Source organism: Methanosarcina acetivorans C2A (assembly GCF_000007345.1).
GTDB classification, from domain to species: domain Archaea; phylum Halobacteriota; class Methanosarcinia; order Methanosarcinales; family Methanosarcinaceae; genus Methanosarcina; species Methanosarcina acetivorans.
In genome coordinates this window covers 2,227,878-2,244,641 of sequence record NC_003552.1, presented here as the reverse complement: position 1 = coordinate 2,244,641, position 16,764 = coordinate 2,227,878, and the positions used below count along the sequence as shown (strand labels likewise).

General features: G+C 43.1%; 15 protein-coding genes and 1 tRNA gene. 3 read left to right on the top strand and 13 right to left on the bottom strand.

Annotated elements, in window-relative coordinates; translation table 11 throughout:
- Position 1: 1 nt before the first annotated feature.
- Positions 2–364, bottom strand: a complete 363-nt coding sequence (locus tag MA_RS09500) for an Mth938-like domain-containing protein (protein ID WP_048065230.1) — start codon at positions 362–364, stop codon at positions 2–4.
- A 208-nt stretch (positions 365–572) separates the two neighbouring features.
- On the opposite strand from MA_RS09500, the gene MA_RS09495 reads away from it, so the two are divergent.
- Positions 573–1,307, top strand: coding sequence for an AIM24 family protein (locus MA_RS09495; protein ID WP_011021827.1), 735 nt, complete (start codon positions 573–575; stop codon positions 1,305–1,307).
- A gap of 334 nt (positions 1,308–1,641) precedes the next feature.
- On the opposite strand, the gene MA_RS09490 is transcribed toward MA_RS09495, so the two are convergent.
- The 3 genes from MA_RS09490 to MA_RS09480 form a co-directional block, all read right to left on the bottom strand.
- On the bottom strand, positions 1,642–2,448 hold the full coding sequence (locus MA_RS09490) for a DUF166 domain-containing protein (protein ID WP_011021826.1): 807 nt from the start codon (positions 2,446–2,448) through the stop codon (positions 1,642–1,644).
- Positions 2,449–3,468: 1,020 nt separating this feature from the next.
- Entirely contained in the window at positions 3,469–3,855 is a 387-nt protein-coding gene (locus MA_RS09485; RefSeq protein WP_048065229.1) for a 4Fe-4S binding protein, read from the bottom strand.
- A gap of 2 nt (positions 3,856–3,857) precedes the next feature.
- On the bottom strand, positions 3,858–5,360 hold the full coding sequence (locus tag MA_RS09480) for an L-aspartate semialdehyde sulfurtransferase (protein ID WP_011021823.1): 1,503 nt from the start codon (positions 5,358–5,360) through the stop codon (positions 3,858–3,860).
- Between the two features lie 330 nt (positions 5,361–5,690).
- Here MA_RS09480 and MA_RS09475 point away from each other — a divergent pair, with 330 nt between their 5' ends.
- The gene (locus tag MA_RS09475) at positions 5,691–6,146 is read left to right on the top strand and encodes an adenylyltransferase/cytidyltransferase family protein (RefSeq protein WP_011021822.1); all 456 of its coding nucleotides are present in this window, start codon (positions 5,691–5,693) and stop codon (positions 6,144–6,146) included.
- 99 nt (positions 6,147–6,245) lie between these two features.
- Here MA_RS09475 and MA_RS09470 read toward each other — a convergent pair whose 3' ends face one another.
- The 5 genes from MA_RS09470 to MA_RS09450 all read right to left on the bottom strand — a co-directional run bounded on the left by MA_RS09470 (position 6,246) and on the right by MA_RS09450 (position 10,480).
- The gene (locus tag MA_RS09470) at positions 6,246–7,388 is read right to left on the bottom strand and encodes a pyridoxal phosphate-dependent aminotransferase (protein ID WP_011021821.1); all 1,143 of its coding nucleotides are present in this window, start codon (positions 7,386–7,388) and stop codon (positions 6,246–6,248) included.
- A 55-nt stretch (positions 7,389–7,443) separates the two neighbouring features.
- On the bottom strand, positions 7,444–7,848 hold the full coding sequence (gene ribH / locus MA_RS09465; RefSeq protein ID WP_011021820.1) for a 6,7-dimethyl-8-ribityllumazine synthase: 405 nt from the start codon (positions 7,846–7,848) through the stop codon (positions 7,444–7,446).
- Between the two features lie 40 nt (positions 7,849–7,888).
- A complete protein-coding gene (gene ribC / locus MA_RS09460) occupies positions 7,889–8,353 on the bottom strand; it encodes a riboflavin synthase (protein ID WP_011021819.1) in 465 nt (154 codons plus the stop codon).
- A gap of 90 nt (positions 8,354–8,443) precedes the next feature.
- Positions 8,444–9,595 (bottom strand): pyridoxal-phosphate-dependent aminotransferase family protein, encoded by a 1,152-nt coding sequence (locus MA_RS09455; protein WP_048065228.1) that lies wholly within the window; start codon positions 9,593–9,595, stop codon positions 8,444–8,446.
- A 321-nt stretch (positions 9,596–9,916) separates the two neighbouring features.
- Positions 9,917–10,480 carry a helix-turn-helix domain-containing protein gene (locus MA_RS09450; protein WP_011021817.1) on the bottom strand — a complete coding sequence of 188 codons (564 nt, stop codon included), beginning with the start codon at positions 10,478–10,480 and terminating at the stop codon, positions 9,917–9,919.
- Between the two features lie 430 nt (positions 10,481–10,910).
- Between MA_RS09450 and MA_RS09445 the strand changes: the two genes are divergently transcribed.
- Positions 10,911–12,197, top strand: a complete 1,287-nt coding sequence (locus tag MA_RS09445) for a transposase (protein ID WP_011021010.1) — start codon at positions 10,911–10,913, stop codon at positions 12,195–12,197.
- A 351-nt stretch (positions 12,198–12,548) separates the two neighbouring features.
- Here MA_RS09445 and MA_RS09440 read toward each other — a convergent pair whose 3' ends face one another.
- The 4 genes from MA_RS09440 to MA_RS09425 all read right to left on the bottom strand — a co-directional run bounded on the left by MA_RS09440 (position 12,549) and on the right by MA_RS09425 (position 16,612).
- Entirely contained in the window at positions 12,549–14,843 is a 2,295-nt protein-coding gene (locus tag MA_RS09440) for a CDC48 family AAA ATPase (protein ID WP_011021816.1), read from the bottom strand.
- Between the two features lie 118 nt (positions 14,844–14,961).
- On the bottom strand, positions 14,962–15,612 hold the full coding sequence (locus tag MA_RS09435; RefSeq protein WP_011021815.1) for a flavodoxin family protein: 651 nt from the start codon (positions 15,610–15,612) through the stop codon (positions 14,962–14,964).
- A 430-nt stretch (positions 15,613–16,042) separates the two neighbouring features.
- Positions 16,043–16,363: a winged helix-turn-helix domain-containing protein gene (locus MA_RS09430; RefSeq protein ID WP_011021814.1), complete on the bottom strand. Its 321-nt coding sequence runs from the start codon at positions 16,361–16,363 to the stop codon at positions 16,043–16,045.
- A 175-nt stretch (positions 16,364–16,538) separates the two neighbouring features.
- A tRNA-Val gene (locus tag MA_RS09425) sits at positions 16,539–16,612 on the bottom strand.
- Positions 16,613–16,764 lie beyond the last annotated feature (152 nt).

Genomic DNA, 16,764 nt, shown 5'->3' with positions numbered 1-16,764 from the left:
CTCAGCATGTTACATGGAACATTGCAGAGACCCTGCCTTCAATTTCATTCCAGCGTTCAATTGCCCAGGGAGTCGGGAAAAGTTCGATCCCGCATTTTTTTTTCATGAAAAAGTCTTCAGCTTCTTCAGAAAGTTCCACAAAACCTGTCTGCCCCGTCCCTACGATGATTTTTTCTGTTCCTTCCTCATAGATATGTTCGGCTTCTTCAAGAGAGATTTTATGAGAAGTCCCATACTTTCCTTTTGAAAGCATTTTTTCTCGTTTTTCAACCCTGCCGTCAAGGCGGATGAGAATATCGTATTCAAAGGTCTCTCCTTCTACAGTAATTGAACCAAAACTAGTGGAATCAATCTTTGGTTTCATGGTTACCTCCTGAAATTGAAACTGAAAAAGAGATTTCATCTTTTACAATTGTTTAGTATGCTTCGTATAAATAACAGAGAGTTCGCTCGAAATGCAAAAACATGTAATTACTATTTTAATAAATAAAGAAATACTTATTTATATCTATTTAAAGATATTAAATACCGGACAGTGTAACAAATATAAGCTTGACAGGAGGTAAAAAACGATGGGAAGCTATTCATTAGAAAATTTTATCCTAATTACTGGAGAAAGAGCCCCTGGGCAGGGAGTTTTTGAACTGGAAAGGGAACATCTGCTGAAGGTATATCTTAACGGCGTGGTCTGGACCAGAATGGGATCTATGACGGCATACAGAGGGGACATAAGGTTTTCTCGCGAAGAAGCCCTCGAACACGGGACTGGGAAACTCGTGAAAATATCTCTGGCAGGAGAAGGGTTCAACCTCACAAAAGTAGAAGGAAGTGGAAAACTCTACCTTGCGGACAGGGGGAAAAAGGTCTCGGTTCTGAAACTGGAAAATGACTCCATCTGCGTAAACTGCAACAATATCCTGGCTGTTGAAGACTCCCTCAACTGGGATATCCGGATGATGAGAAAATTCTCCGGGGTAGCGGATAACGAGATTTATAACGTGAAACTTGAAGGAACAGGTATGGTTGCCATCACCACCCACCAGGACCCTTTGACCTTCAGGGCAACTAAGGATTATCCGGTCTTCACTTCCCCGAATGCCACGGTTGCCTGGTCAGGAAACCTTGAGCCGGAGATAAAAAACGACATCTCCCTGAAAACCCTCATCGAAAAAAGCAGTGGGGAATCCGTCCAGATGGTTTTCAGGGGAAAGGGCTTTGTAGTGGTCCAGCCCTGTGAAGAGGTTTATCCCCAGACTCATTCCCAGACTCAGCTCGAAAACAAAATTTCAAACGTATACATTAGCTGAATGTTAATATTTCAAAAGTGAATATTTACACTTAACTCCAACCGGCTTCTTTACTCCTGAAAATAAAGAAAGACACGGAAAAATTGTGCCTTCATATATATTTTGAACCCCGGAAGCTTAAATCTTAGAAGCTTAAATCTTAGAAGCTTAAATCTTAGAAGCTTAAATCTTAGAAGCTTAAATCTTAGAAGCTTAAATCTTAGAAGCTTAAATCTTAGAAGCTTAAATCTTAGAAGCTTAAATCTTAGAAGCTTAAATCTTAGAAGCTTAAATCTTAGAAGCTTAAATCTTAGAAGCTTAAATCTTAGAAGCTTAAATCTTAGAAGCTTAAATTTCAGGAGCCAGTAGCTTGAGCTTCATCAACGCAGCTTGCCGAAATTCTGGCTTTTTCCTTTTTCTCGCACTCCATTCCTTCTTCCACAGCTTCCCTTATGATGTATCCGGCTTTGTGCAGGATCGTATCTCCTATCTGAGGATCTTTGTCCATGCTTCCGGTACAGGGGTAAGAGTGGTGGGCGCCTGAAATTGTTTCTTTATATCCTGAAGCATCGGTCCAGCCGAGCTTTTTTGCAACAAACCATGTTGAGCCACAGGGGGCATCCCTGAGGACGCCTGCGCCTATGAACATCTTTCCGTCAGGGCTCATTTCGATCCTGAGCATCGGCTTTCCGAAGCCAAGGTCCACGAAAGCATCTATAACTGGCTTTCCGGTCTTTTCCAGGGCACAGAAGGGTTTTGGAGCCTCGAATTCGACACCCATGGCTTCAAGTTCTTTTCTGAGCTGCTCAAGGACCCCGGCAGGAGTCTTCTTTGAATCTTCAGCGGGGGCAATTACGGCTTTTGCACCCGTTTTCTCTACGACTTCGGGAAGGGCTATGAGGAGGTCGGGATGGATTCCTATGGCAAGGATCAGGTCACATTCCGGAAGTTTCGGAGGCATGAACTGGGCAGGCTCTTCGATAAACGGAGGCAGGTCTTCCGGGAACTCGTGGATTCCAACAAGCAGGTTTGCATAAGATTTCCTTACCTGACGGCAGTGGTTGCAGAGCTCACCGCATGACACGCAGAAAGTTGACGGATTTATCAAATTCTGGATAACTTTTTTTCCGAGTTCACCCGTATAAAGTACAAGGATTCTCATATTTTTGCTCCCCCTTTTTCAAGGATTCCAAAATCATTATGCAAATTCATTTTCTTTGTCTTGTAATAATTCCACCCCGCCTGTTTTTTCCCTCGGAATGAAAAAAATACCGGGAAAAACCTGTTTTTGCGGGAGTTGCTGATATGCTTTTAAAATGCATTTCTGAAAGGAGGTGTTTAGATCGAAGGTAGTTCTGAGCGCAGGTGACTTTCACCTGTTACCATCTTGATATACTCTATAATTATTTGTTTCAATCTATAAATAATGGGAGTTTCAGAATGGATATCAGTATCCACAACTATACTCCCTTGTGAACGCCCTATCCTGAATTAAAAAGCTGAAAGCAGGGAAAATGGGAAAAAAGATAGAAATACAGGGATAATAAAAAGACGAAGAAGAAAGATGAGAAAAAAAGCCAAGATGAGAAAAAAGCCCGGAAGCAAAATCAATTGATAGCACCTGATAGAGATTAACATATAGGTATCCAAGAGAATTGATAACTTCTTTTGCTTTTTCTGCTTTTTGCGAAGAGTCGTCAGACAAGCTGGAGTAGGTGCTGATATTTACATGTGAATTGAAAAACGGTTTTTGTGGTTAAGAGCCTATCCGAAAAGTGTTGTGACCTACTGTAACTTACCATTAGCAATATGCAAAACCGAAGAGGAAGCCCTGCTATTATAGACCTGCTGTAATTTTTCGATCGCATTACCGACTTTTTGGATAGGCACTAAGTACAGATTCTCCTGCCAAGGGGCATTTTTTCCAATGCATTGTTTCTCTTAATTGGGGGAATCTCTTAGTAGATCACTTTTTTATCTTGCTGGCGGACCGGCTCAGACCCGGTGCGGCGCAGGGGGAGATAACTGAAAGCATCCACCTCTGCATGCCGAAGCAAGTCAATAATTAATCTGAAAAATCAAAACTGTGAAAGAGTGAAATCTATGGCAAAAAGGGAAAAGAAAGGAAAAGAAAGGGAAAAGAAAAGGAAAAAGGAAGAAAAAACTGAGTTTCAGTCTTCTTTCATTCCCCGAGTTTTAAAGCGCCGTGCGGGCACATTTTGATACACATGCCGCACTGGATACATTTCTTTTCGTCCACGCATAAGCTCCAAGTCTCATCAAAGGAGTAAACATTCATCGGACAGACCGAGATACAGGCTCCGCATTCCACGCATTCTTCTTCGTCCCTGTGAATGGGGCGGTCCAGAATTGCAACTATTGCTCCCCTGGATTCGAGAGCTTTTTTAATTCTGGCGAACCTGGAATCTTTAACATCCGCAATCAGTTCGCCGTAAGTCGAGTCGATATTTGCGACCATAATATTAAGCAGGATTCCGGTTTCAACAATCGTCTCGGAGATGATGGGGTTTTGGATCCTTTCCGTGGGGATGCAGATCTTTATTTTCATGCTCAGTACCTCCTTGCGAGAAGCTTGCTTATATTGTCGCTCGTAATTATTCCGAGTACTTTTCTCTGTGTATCGATTACAGGCATTGCCGAAACGCCATAGCGGTCAAGCCTGCGCGCTGCAAGGTCCACGGGTTCGTTCGGGGCGCAGGTAAGGACTTTTTTCGTCATGACACTTTCTACGGAATCAAATATATTTTCGGCAACGGCTTTTGAGATATCCCAGGCCGTCAGGATTCCTACCAGTTCCCCTGTATCCGAAACCACAGCAAGGTGGTTAAAAGAGTTTTCCCAGATCTTCTTTGCAGCGTCCTGAACCGTCTGGTTCTTTTTGATCGTAACAATAAAGTCTGCCATGACGTCTTTTACGAGTGGGACTGCCTGAGTCTGTTTCATGGACTTTGCCGAGCCCTCGCGGGAAAGCTTTTCTACGGGCATGCTGACAAAGAATTTTCCGTGCTTAACCCATTCCTTTAGCTCATTTGCAATCTTTCTGGCGTTCTTGAAACTTGAGAGGGATGAGGTCGGTGTGTTCTTCCCTTCAAGCTCTATCGAGCCTGACCTGAGCTCGGCATAGTTTACCTGCTTTATCACAGGCTTATCCCTGCTGCCCACGGCATAATCAAGAATGTCAGTAAAAATGTCTTCATCACGCACCGCAGTTGAGGCTGCGATTTTTTCATTCAGAATGGGTATGGGGATTCCGATTCCCATGTAAAGAGTTGTTCCGTAGCCTGCAAAAGAAGCAGCCCTTAAATAATCGGAGCTCATTTCTTTCAGGTTTCCTTTAAGCATAAGGGTCCCAAAACTGCTTGAGGGAGAATGCTGGGTCCCATTGCCTATAATATAGCCCTGGGCTCCTCCCATGAAAATCCTTGTGCCCATCCCGATAGTTTCGTAGTCAGGATCATTTGAAAGGGGAGAAAGCACTCCTGCCCCGGAATAAGTTACGTTTCCGAAATTGGGTAGAAGCTCTCCCATATAGGTGTTCAGAATCCTTTTTGAACTGTTTGTTGCAGCGGCATATTTCTGGTAAGCGTTTCTGGGGTTGAGAAGGACTGCCTCGTTTAAGTCATCGAGGGTAATTCTCGTATCAAGCACTTTCCTGGGATAGCAGTCTGTCCCATAGGAAGTTGCATGCACGTCGAGTTCTTTCCCTCTCAGCAGGTCTTCAATAACGTGCGCTCCACCATACTGTATTCCTCTTGTATCCGATATCTGGGCAGCCCCCAGATAAGCATCCACAGCAGCAAGCCCGCTGTATGCCTCCACGTTGTTAAACCAGAGTTTCTGGATCTTGATCGGGGGTTCGGAATGTCCGAGATTAAGCATCAAACCTGAAGAGCACATGGCTCCGAACGTGCCTGTAGTGACCACATCAACTTCTCTTGCAGCACCTTCCACGCCAAGGTTTTCAACAATTCCGACCATTTCCTCGGCTGTGACTACATTGACGCTTCCATCTTCAATTTTTTTATTGATCTCATGAACCGATTTTTCAACCATGCGGTTTTCCTCTTATTATAAATTAATCTAAATAGTAATTTTTGTCAGAATTATAAATCACTTGTGACGATCCCAGAGATAACAGCTCTTCCGGAAAAGGTTAAAATTTCCGATTTCTCATTCTTTCTTGTAAGACTACAGCTGTCAGTTTGCCAATTCAATACATTTATAATCATATTTTCGTTGGGTATATATTACTTACGGTAATTCAGAGCATAGCTCTGCAAAGGCTGTCTCCTGAAATAACAATAATCTTTCACGCCATATACAGACTGAATAATATGGTATCTTTGAAGGCAGGGGGACAAGACTATTTTCAGTAAGTTTCTTATGCTTGCAGGATGTTACCCGAGACCAGGTGATTTATTGACGCGTGTACTTGCTACCGGAACTTTTGACATTCTCCATCCGGGACATGTTTATTTCCTGACCCAGGCGCGAGCTCTCGGAGATGAGCTCTTCGTTATTATTGCCAGGGATTCCAATGTGACTCATAAGCCAAAACCTATAGTGCCTGAGGAGCAGCGGCTTGAGATGGTAAATGCGCTTGGAACGGTGGACAAAGCCCTTCTTGGTAGTGAAAAAGATATGTTCGAACCCCTTAAAGAGATTAGACCGGATATCATTGTCCTGGGGTATGATCAGCATTTTGACATCGAGCTTCTGGAAGAAGAACTTACTAAAAGAGGGCTCCCTGCAAAAGTAGTCAGGGTTCCACTTTCAAAAGAGTGCCCACTCTGCAGTACCGGGGCAATAATAAAAGCGGTCCTTAAACGGTATGGGTAAACTTACCCCTACCGTCTTTAATGAAAAAACATTTTTCTGACCTGTATTTTTCTGACCTGTATTCTTCTGTCCTCTTTTTAAAAAAGTCTCCAGAATGTTTCATGCAAATATCTTTTCAAGCCTTTCAAGCGCTTCCCGGATTCTATCAATGGATGTTGCATAGGAAATCCTGATAAAGTCCTCGCCTGAAGCTCCGAAAGCAATTCCCGGAGTCACTGCCACGTGAGCTTCCTTCAGGAGCCTTTCAGCAACCTCGGTCCCGTTTCCATACTCGCTCACATTGGCAAATGCATAGAAGGCTCCGTCCGGCTTCTTACACTCAATCCCTATTTTATTCAGCCCGTCGATAAGGATATCCCTGCGCATTTTAAAGCGGTCAACCATTGCTTTGACGCCGTCCTGTGGACCCTGCAGGGCTTCAAGCCCACCGTATTGAACAAAGGTTGTGGCGCTGCTTACCGAGTGGGACTGAATCTTCTGCAGAAGCTTAAAGATCTCAGGGGGAGCGGTAAGGTATCCGAGTCTCCAGCCGGTCATTGCGTATGCCTTGGAAAAACCGTTTACAGTGATGGTCCTATCCTGCATCCCGTCAAAGCTGCCGATACTGATATGTTCCCGGTCATAAATGATTTTCTCATAGATCTCGTCCGAGACTACCAGAAGGTCGTGGTCAATTGCAAGATCGGCAATGCACTGGAGGGTCTTTTTCCCGAATACTCCGCCTGTCGGGTTGCCCGGACTGTTTACAACAATGAGCTTTGTCTTGTCATTTATGTACTCGGCGAAATTATCCGGCAAAAAGCCTCTTTCAGGGACTGTAGGCACCCAGACCGTATTTGCTCCTGAAAAACGGATGCAAGCATCATATGTTACCCAGGCAGGGTCAAAGAGGAGAGCCCGATCCCCGTCGTCAAGGGCGCCCATCATTATTTCGAAAATCGCCTGCTTTGCCCCGGGGGTGACAAGCACGTCTTTTTCGGTCACTTCAAGATGGTTTTCCGTCTTCAATTTTTCAGCAATAGCTGCCCTCAGCTCCGGAATGCCTGCTGAAGGGGCGTAATGGGTTTTTCCCTCGTACATAGCCTTTGCTGCAGCATCGCAGATGTTTTTAGGGGTATCGAAATCAGGTTCACCAAGGCTGAAATTGATTACGTCCGTACCCTCTTTTATCATTCTGGTTGCGATGTTGGAGATCCGGATCGTTGCGGATTCTTCTACACGCTTGAGCCTTGCGGATGTCATAGGGATGGTCCTGGTTTGTTACATTTTTGCTAGCTTATTAAAGCGTCAAGGAACTTCACAGCCGCCGCACCAGCTTTACTGCAGCTTCTACTGCCCTTTTAGCATAGTCGACACGTTCATGAGCAGCCATCCTGGTCATGCCCGGACCTGGAATTCCGAGAGTTACCGGCTTGTTAAACTCAAGGGAAAGGTCCATGATTTTCCTTGCGGCATGCTGCATAACCACCTGGTCATGGTCGGTCTCACCTTCGATTACCGACCCTATAGTCACCACTGCATCAATATCCTCCCTCTGGCAGAGCTTCTTGATTGCAAGGGGCATGTCAAAGACCCCGGGCACGAGAATGGTCTCTTTAACTGTTGCCCCCAGGAATTCTGCATGTTCTCTTCCAAGCAACTCCATCTGGTAGGTCAGATCCCTGTTAAATTCAGCTATAACAAATCCTAGGCTGATAGTCATTTAGTAAGGTCTCCAGTCTTGTTTTTAACTTAAAGTCGCTTCACATTCTCAAAGGACCAGCGTCCTCAAAACCCTGCCTCTGGCCGGTACCGGCTTCCCTTACCAGTTTTTCCGGCTTGAAGAGCAGTTTTATCACGTTTAAAGCATGTTCCCGGGTCCTTCTGTCCATGAGAAAAGCAAGTTCTTTTTCGTCTTTTCCTTCATCCTCGTGGACAAAGACCTCTATAATATGGGTGTTGGTCATGAGCTGAGCCATTATAAGGCCCTGAGAAGCTTCATGAGCGCACATTTTGTCTTTTTGCTGGGCACCGGGCATTCCAAGGGCCATTACGATATCGCAGCCTTCTTCTTCGATAAGCTTTTTGGCAGCTACCGGAAGGTCTTTTATCCCGGGTACTGTTACTCTTTTAATCTGTACGGATACGTTTTTCTGTATCTCGTCGATTGCTGCACGCCCCATATTATAGCGCGCAAACGTGGTATCTGCAATTCCTATTGTGGGCATGTGAATCCGATCGGAATTTAAAGGTCAATGTTCTCTGGTTTTCCTGAACTATTTATAAACTTTGGTTTTGGAGGATTTTTTAAAATCCTCTCATACCCTGTCAATAACGCGCATTGCAGCTTCGGCGCCTGCTCCTACGCTGTCAATGTAACCCTGCTTGCTAAGCACGATTTCCAGCTGCTGGATGGTGGAAAGTACATCTCTTGCAGTTACATTCCCCATGTTTCCGATCCTGAAAATCTTGCCCTTAAGGTGTTCCTGCCCTCCGGCTATGATTACACCCCTTTTCTTCATGTCGTTTTTAACGTCTTCCCCATCAACTCCTGCAGGAGCTTTCATTGCAGTGACAGTGTTGGAGTACTTGCTGTATTCGTTAAGCTGAGGGAACATCTCTATGTTCATTGCGCCAGCCGCTGCCCTTACCGCTTCGGAGAGAGCCCTGTGTCTTTTGATTCTTACTTCCATGCCTTCTTCCTTTACGATGTGAAGGGCTTCCTGCATGGCATAGAACAGAGGAAGTGCAGGCGTATAAGGTGTTTCCGGTCTGGGTTTGTCCCCGCTCTTTTTATATGCTTTAAGATCATTATAGTAGGGCCTCTTCTTCATGGAGTTTATTGCCTCAAAGGCTTTTTCGCTTACGGAAACAGCTGACATTCCTGGTGGAGCTGCAAGGCATTTCTGTGATCCCACAATTGCAATGTCAACTCCCCATTCATCAACTTTGACTTCATCTCCTCCGAGGGAGGTTACGCCGTCCATAATAAAAATAGCATCGTGTTTTTTTGCAAGTTTGCCGATTTCTACAGCAGGGTTCATGATACCTGCAGAGGTTTCGTTGTGGACAAGGGTGATGGCTTTTGCCCCTTCTTCGAGCTTTTCCTTGACCATTTCAAGGTCAACCGGAAGCCCCCATTCAAACTCCAGGGGCACCACGTCAGCATAAAGAGCTGCAAGGTCTTTGAAACGCTGTCCGAACTTCCCGTTTTCTATGGCGATAACTTTGTCCCCACTTCCGGCCACAGACCCGACTGCGGCTTCCATCCCTGCAGTCCCGGAACCGCTGAGCAAAAAGATGTCATTTTTTGTCTGAAAAACGTCAGCAAGAATCTGCCTGCAATCGGTATAAATTCCTGCAAATTCAGCACTTCGGTGGTTAATCATCGGTTTTGACATCGCCCTAAGGACCCTGGGTGTAACAGGTACGGGTCCAGGCATCATGAGAAGGGTATCTTCCAAATCCATTTTATTATCTCCACACTTTTTCAAAGATTCAATCTCTTTTTAGTTTTAACTGTCGAGGAAATTTATGTAAACTCTATAATCTTCAATCATGTAGTCCTGATAATCCAGGGTTATATCTCTACGAATACAGCGTAATATGAGGGCACGCAGCAACTCACGCCGGATGCATTTTCAACCGCGTTTGCCATGTTTCTTAGGTCATTTCAGACAAGGTTAAGCATCGAATTTAATTAAGGATTCAGGTTTAAATGAATCCTAGTATATAATTCATGTGCTTTCCATGTTCGGCCTCAGACCCGAAATTAAAGAAAATGGCTCAAATTATTTCCCCTGAAGAAGTTTCATCACATCATGTTTTGTTACAACGCCCACGACCGCTCCTTTTTCTACTACAAGTACGGCCGGGTTTCCTTCCAGGATGTGAGAAACTACTGAGATCGATATTCCTGGAGATACTGTCGGGAAAGCCTCCCCCATTATCCCTGAGACCTTTAACTGAGATATGGATTTTTTCTTGCTCTCACCCATCAGTTTTACGATCATGTCTTCCGAAATACTTCCAACCGGAATACCCCCGTCAAGCACGGGAATCTGTGAAAAACCATGGATATGCATAAGGTTTACCACTTCTTCTACCGAGTCTTCGGGGGAAACATGGAAAACAGGGGAATGCATCAGGTCTTTTATGATGATCTGCTGCTCCTTTTCAGCTTCCTCGAAAGCATCAAGGATTTTCCTGACCGTCGAAAGCCTGGGGTCTACGTCTCCCGATTCGATACGGGCTATAAGGGGCTGGCTTACACCTGCCCTTTTAGCCAGGTCGCTCTGGGTAAGCCCGAGTTCATTCCTTCTTTTTTTAAGATCTTCGGGTGTTGGAAGCTGCATATGTATTACCGATAGTAATTATGATATTTAATGTAATTGGTTAACATAATTTAAAAAGTTTATATATAAATGATTTTCGAAACTGCTTGCCTTTTTTCAGGAAAAATTTTTTGAAGCAGGTTATCAATAAATAATTAAATTTTAAAATGTCCGGATTTAAGAAATAAAAAGTTACTAAACAGTAGCAAAAAATTAATGTATTCGCGGTAAAAAAGAGCTACTTGTCTAAACAAATTAATTGTATATTAAAAATAATGGGGAATAAATACATAATAGGTTATAGGTCAAACAAAACTCAGTGAATGCTAAATAAATAGTACCAGGACTATCCATAATAGGGAGACTTTTTATTATTTTCTGGTTTTTCGTTTTCCCTCTATATCGTGCAAAACAATAAAATTTTAATTATATTGATATATTTTTTCTATTTATGGGAAAAGGAAACATTGCAATAGATAAATCAATGATAAAAACGATAGTTGACGGCAAAATAATAATTCCTTTGCCAAAAGTTTTGGTTGGAAATCGATACTATCCCATGTTCTCTATATTCTCCCCTACTCAGTGTGATAGTTGTGGAAGTAAATTACATGTTAACTCTCATCACACTCGTTTTATTATATCACGTTACGGCACTATATCTCTCAATGTTACATACTGGCTTTGTCCCACTTGTAAGAAACATTATCATGATCAGGTTATTGGTGTTCAGGGTTCTGCAAATTACAGTTCTGAATATTATGATACACAAATAAATGTCAGATACGATGGACGATGCAGTCTGCACAATTCTCGGCGAATTGGGGAAACATATACAGAAGGAGTAATAAATGTCTGTGGAAGAGCTCCTTGTCCCACTTCATTGTGGTTATATGAACAGAAACTAGCAAAACTTTCAAAGCAAGAACTTTTGAACCAAGGAGTTAGCTTTGAAGAAACATTGTATGTTGATGGGAATTGGATCAAGAATGGATGGAAAAAAAAGCTTGAAGAATTTATTGGAACGAAACTCACAAAGAAAGAATGGAAAAAAATGCGATATAAATCTGTTTACGTTGTTGCTACCAAAGAGAAGGTCATTTTAGATTTTGAAGTAACTGAGAGGTTACCAACAATTGAGGCTCTGATGCCTCTTTTTATACGAATAAAGAACCGATTTCCTGAAGATAAAATCAAAAAGATTGTTTCTGATGAGGATAAAGCGATCATTGGAGCCGTAAAAATGGTCTTTCCTGAAGTGACTCATTCTTTTTGTGTGTTTCATCAATTAAAAAACGTTAGTAAGAGGTATTATGAGGAATTCAGTTCTATTGAAGAGATTCCAGATAACGATAAGATTACCTACAATGAGATATCTCAATTGATACTTTCTGATACGGTTATCAGTGCTGTTGCGCATATTCAGAAGATACGAGAATTTAACTCTGATCTTGAACTTTCTGAAGCGTCTCATAAAGCGATTTCTTATGCCGAAGAGATTTTCAGCAAGAATGTGAGCTTCTTGAAAAAAGGTTTTACACCTGAGACAGATAATACAATGGAACAGATATTTTCTTTGATATGTGATATAGTAGACAAAGCGAGGTCATTCAAAACCAATAATGGACTAACTAATTTTTGTTACAATCTATTTACTTTTTTCAACAAACGGTGTTTCAGCACTGGAAAATGGAAAGGTTTCTCACCTTTAATGAGAGCAAGATTCCAATATGGATAATGCTAGAATTGGAGAATAATTAGTTCTTAAACTTGATGGCTTATAGCTGTAGCTGTCGGAAATTCCCACAAAAATAGTTCCACAATTTGGAAAATTTTGGTGAATGCTTGTGTAAATGAATCAACATTTTTAAATGAGTGAATTGATTTGCTCAAATTGGGATGAAATTTTGTGGTTGTCTTGAAATTGAAGAAAAACCAGAAAAAATTAAAAAGACTCACATTTTTAAATGAGTGAATTGATTTGCTCAAATTGGGATAAAATTTTGTGGTTGTCTTGAAATTGAAGAAAAACCAGAAAAAATTAAAAAGACTCCTCTATGAACACACATGATAGAGTTTCCTCTCATACTTATACATAATAGGGATTTTCTATTTCCTTAGACTTCCTTTTTCTCAGTTCCCCCTTTATTGCCTCATAGTATTTCATCGTATCAGGAGTGACCGATGGTCCCGTTTCTTCAATCGCTTGCAGGAAGTGTTTCTGTCTGACTTTTTTTGCGTGCAGATCCTCCCGCAGCGCATGCCGTCCTGCTTTTTTACACACAGCTGCAATGTCGGCACCTGTATACTGGTCTGTAAAAGAAACGAGTTTTTCAATATCAACATCCTCTGCAAGTGCCATATTTTTTGTATGGACCCTGAAAATTTCCCTGCGGGCTCCCTCATCCGGAACAGGGACAAGGATCAGCTCATCAAAACGCCCGGGTCTGAGCAGGGCAGGGTCTATTATGTCAGGTCGGTTGGTTGCCCCTATTACTACAACAGCCCTGAGTTCTTCAAGCCCGTCCATCTCGGAGAGTAGCTGGTTAAGGATCCTGGCTGTAACCTGAGGCTCGCCTACGGAAGTCCCGCGGATAGGAGCAAGCGAATCAAGTTCGTCAAGGAAAATAATGGATGGAGCAACCTGCCTTGCCCGCGTAAAGACTTCTGCAATCCTCTTTTCGGACTCTCCATACCATTTGGAAAGCAGGTCGCTGCCCTTGGCAGTTATAAAATTGGCATCGGACTCGTGGGCAATGGCTTTTGCAAGCAGGGTCTTTCCGGTACCCGGAGGCCCATACAGGAGCACGCCTTTAGGAGCTTCAACCCCTATATCCCTGTATGACTCAGGGTTCTTCAGAGGCCATTCCACAACCTCTTTCAGAAGCTCTTTTACTCTTTCAAGACCGCCCACATCTTCCCAGCTGACATTGGGGACCTCTATCAGGATTTCTCTTATGGCTGATGGCTGGACATCTTTCAGGGCATTTTCAAAGTCTTCCCTTGTGACTTGCAGGGCATCAAGGATCTCTTTTGAAATTTCAGGTTCGTTGAGGTTAATTTTCGGCAAAATCCGTCTAAGTGCACTCATGGCTGCTTCCCTGCAGAGTGCAGCAATGTCGGCCCCCACAAACCCGTAGGTTATTTGGGCAAAGTCCATCAGGTTAACATTATCGGCAAGAGGCATACCCCTTGTGTGGATCTGGAAAATCTCAAGCCTTCCTTCCGTATCCGGAACCCTCAGTTCAATTTCCCTATCAAACCTTCCCGGACGGCGGAGTGCAATGTCAAGGGCTTCAGGACGGTTGGTTGCCCCTATGACAATAACATTCTTGCGGGCCTTAAGCCCGTCCATCAGGGAAAGAAGCTGGGCAACGACTCTCCTTTCTACTTCTCCGGTCACTTCAGCCCTCTTAGGGGCGATCGAGTCAATTTCATCCAGGAAGATAATTGCAGGCGCATTCTTTTCGGCATCCTCAAAGATCTCCCGAATTGCCCTCTCGGATTCCCCGTAGTATTTGGACATTATCTCCGGGCCGTTGATGGAAATGAAATAGGCATCCGACTCGTTAGCAACTGCTTTTGCAAGCATCGTCTTGCCCGTTCCGGGTGGGCCTTGCAGCAGTACACCCTTCGGAGCATCGATTCCAAGCCTGTCAAAGAGCTCAGGGTGTTTCAGGGGCAGTTCTATCATTTCCCTTACCTTGCTGATGGCGTCCTTGAGCCCTCCCAGGTCCTCATACATAACAGTAGGGATATTTTGTTCGGAGATTATTTCCATAGCTTCCGGCAGGAGCTCTACCTGTGTCATATCCGTAATCTTAACTATTCCCGCAGGAGCGGTAGACACTACCTGTAGTTTAATTTCTCCAAGCCCGAAAGATGGTCCGAAGCCTTGCCCGAAAAAGTCCTGAAAGAAATCTTCAAACATGACCCCTTTCCCAAAAGTCTCCCTTTCCCTGGACCTTCTGAGGCTTGTGGTGGAAATGAAATCCCCTTTTGAAACCGTGCGGTTCATAAATACGGCTTTGAGGGTTTCACTTGGGGCATAGATCTGCATGCCCTGGGCTACAGGAGCAAAGGTTACACTCTTTGCCTCTTTCCAGTCTGCTTTGCGGATGTCCACATATTCCCCTATACTGGTTTTTGCATTGGTGCGGATTAGTCCGTCCATGCGGATGATATCAAGCCCGGCATCACTGGGATAAGGACGGCCTATAAGGGCGGAAGTTGATTTCCCTCCTTTAATCTCCACAACATCAAAGGGCTTCAGGCCAAGTTTTTCCCTGAATCTTTCGTCGATTCGGACAATCCCTTTTCCGACATCCCTTTGATCGGCTTCTGCAACCTTAAGTTTTATAGTCGATTTATCCTCTTCAGTCAAATAACACCCTCCGTCTCCTCATAAAATATTCCCCCTCAGTAAAGTATTCCCCTGGTCAAAAGTATAGAGGCTTTTTGAAAAAATAAAACAATTTATGGCTTTTCAGGCCGGCATGGCTTCAGTTACTTACCTTCCTAGCCTCCTCGTCAAGCTTTTTTAAATTGGTAGGGATAGGATTTTCTTTTAGAAGTTTTGCGAAGTATACAAGATTATGTGCCATATATCTTACTGTCCGGTTAGTATAAAGGTGCTTATCCCCTCCTGCATCTATATAACTGGGCCCGGGACCCGCATCTCCCACCCAGTAACAGTCCACATTTGGAGGAACGGTACAACCGAGGTGTGTAAGGCTGAAGAGTATGGTTGAACATACATCGTGTGCTCCGTCTTCGTTTCCTGTAACGATGACTCCTGTAACCTTTCCGTAGAGGGGATACTGCCCGGTTTCGGGATCTCCTTCCATATATGTCCCATCCAGCCTCTCTATTACCAGCTTGGATACCGAAGAGAGTACCCCAAACCAGATGGGAGTTGCTATAACAAGGATATCGCAGGCTTTAATTTTGTGAAGGATAAAAGGCCATTCATCGCCGTTTCCTTCATCTGAAGAAATTCCGAAGGCTACATTGTGGTCAACAATCCTTATGACCTCACTTTCAACCCCAAGCTCTTTAAAAATTATCACAGCCTTATCCACAAGCGCGCGGGTGTTCGAGATTTGAGGTGATTTTTTCAGTGTGCAGTTCAAAAAAAGTGCCCTCATCGCCATAATATATATGTTTCCAAATGCCGTTATATATACGGGGGCGCATAACTGTTCAGAAGGATTGTTCCTTAATTAATCCCAATGTGATTTACTGCCGGACTGCCGGGTCCCTTTTGAAGTCACGATTCCTATTTCTAAAGTCAGGATAACTTTTTGAAGCCACAACTCATCCCTTACCCTCACTTGGGAGAGTTGCCACTTTCGAACTTATTAATTAATATGTTGAAAAATAATGGAAGAGGTCAATGTTGAAAAATAATGGAAGACGTCAATGTTAAAGAATAATGGAAGACGTCAATATATGAATCGTGGACGATCGAAAACCGGAAAGACCGAAAAATAGAAAGCACGAAAAACAAAGAAATAAAAGAAAATAAATTAAAAGGAAAACAGATAAACAACTTGAAAAATTTAACTGAGGAAAGGAAGCTTCTTAAAGTTTAAGCTCTTTAGCCATTTCCTGGAAAACTTTCCCTTTATCTGTTGTAATGAAAACACCGTTTTCGTGCCTGATAAGCTCTTTTTCCTTTAACATTTCAAGATACTTCTGAGCAATGTTAAAGTTAAGATTTACCTCATATACGATATGTGTTTTCTTTGCCCCGTTCATCGCAACTCTTAAAATATCTACTGCTATATCCGTCCTGCTTCTTCTCTTCAATACTAACTCCTCCCCCACTGTAGATTCAAAATAATCTTTGTAAGAGTCAACGCTTTCAAAATATATTAAAGCGTATCTTTTTGTAGGTAACAAAGATTCTAATCTTTATCGTTTCCCTTTCTATATAACAATATCAGTATTATATAATGTATTAAGTTCTAAAAGGGAAATCTAACCTGCGGTTGCTATTCAATAATACAAATATGAGCTACTTCTATATAAAAAAAACTGACCAGTCCTGACAAATAGTTTTACTAAAAAAGATCAGTGGGCCCGCTGAGATTCGAACTCAGGATCCCCGCCGTGTAAAGGCGATGTCATGACCGACTAGACCACGAGCCCAGTTTGCTATTAGTGACATTTTTTAGATGCTTGCCTTACAAGCAGTTGCCTGAAATGCAACTCCAACATGTCACTAGTTATATATATGTCTTTTGTTTGGAGAAGGCTCAGAACATTACCAGCAATGATAATAATTTTATTTCCCTCGGTTC

What these genes read in the sequence shown, in the direction of transcription:
- ribC (WP_011021819.1), bottom strand. Translation starts at nt 8,353, where the DNA reads ATGCCCACAATAGGAATTGCAGATACCACGTTTGCGCGCTATAATATG.
- MA_RS09475 (WP_011021822.1), top strand. Translation starts at nt 5,691, where the DNA reads ATGCTTGCAGGATGTTACCCGAGACCAGGTGATTTATTGACGCGTGTA.
- MA_RS09470 (WP_011021821.1), bottom strand. Translation starts at nt 7,388, where the DNA reads ATGACATCCGCAAGGCTCAAGCGTGTAGAAGAATCCGCAACGATCCGG.
- MA_RS09490 (WP_011021826.1), bottom strand. Translation starts at nt 2,448, where the DNA reads ATGAGAATCCTTGTACTTTATACGGGTGAACTCGGAAAAAAAGTTATC.
- ribH (WP_011021820.1), bottom strand. Translation starts at nt 7,848, where the DNA reads ATGACTATCAGCCTAGGATTTGTTATAGCTGAATTTAACAGGGATCTG.
- MA_RS09450 (WP_011021817.1), bottom strand. Translation starts at nt 10,480, where the DNA reads ATGCAGCTTCCAACACCCGAAGATCTTAAAAAAAGAAGGAATGAACTC.
- MA_RS09500 (WP_048065230.1), bottom strand. Translation starts at nt 364, where the DNA reads ATGAAACCAAAGATTGATTCCACTAGTTTTGGTTCAATTACTGTAGAA.
- MA_RS09455 (WP_048065228.1), bottom strand. Translation starts at nt 9,595, where the DNA reads ATGGATTTGGAAGATACCCTTCTCATGATGCCTGGACCCGTACCTGTT.
- MA_RS09495 (WP_011021827.1), top strand. Translation starts at nt 573, where the DNA reads ATGGGAAGCTATTCATTAGAAAATTTTATCCTAATTACTGGAGAAAGA.
- MA_RS09485 (WP_048065229.1), bottom strand. Translation starts at nt 3,855, where the DNA reads ATGAAAATAAAGATCTGCATCCCCACGGAAAGGATCCAAAACCCCATC.
- MA_RS09435 (WP_011021815.1), bottom strand. Translation starts at nt 15,612, where the DNA reads ATGGCGATGAGGGCACTTTTTTTGAACTGCACACTGAAAAAATCACCT.
- MA_RS09445 (WP_011021010.1), top strand. Translation starts at nt 10,911, where the DNA reads ATGGGAAAAGGAAACATTGCAATAGATAAATCAATGATAAAAACGATA.
- MA_RS09480 (WP_011021823.1), bottom strand. Translation starts at nt 5,360, where the DNA reads ATGGTTGAAAAATCGGTTCATGAGATCAATAAAAAAATTGAAGATGGA.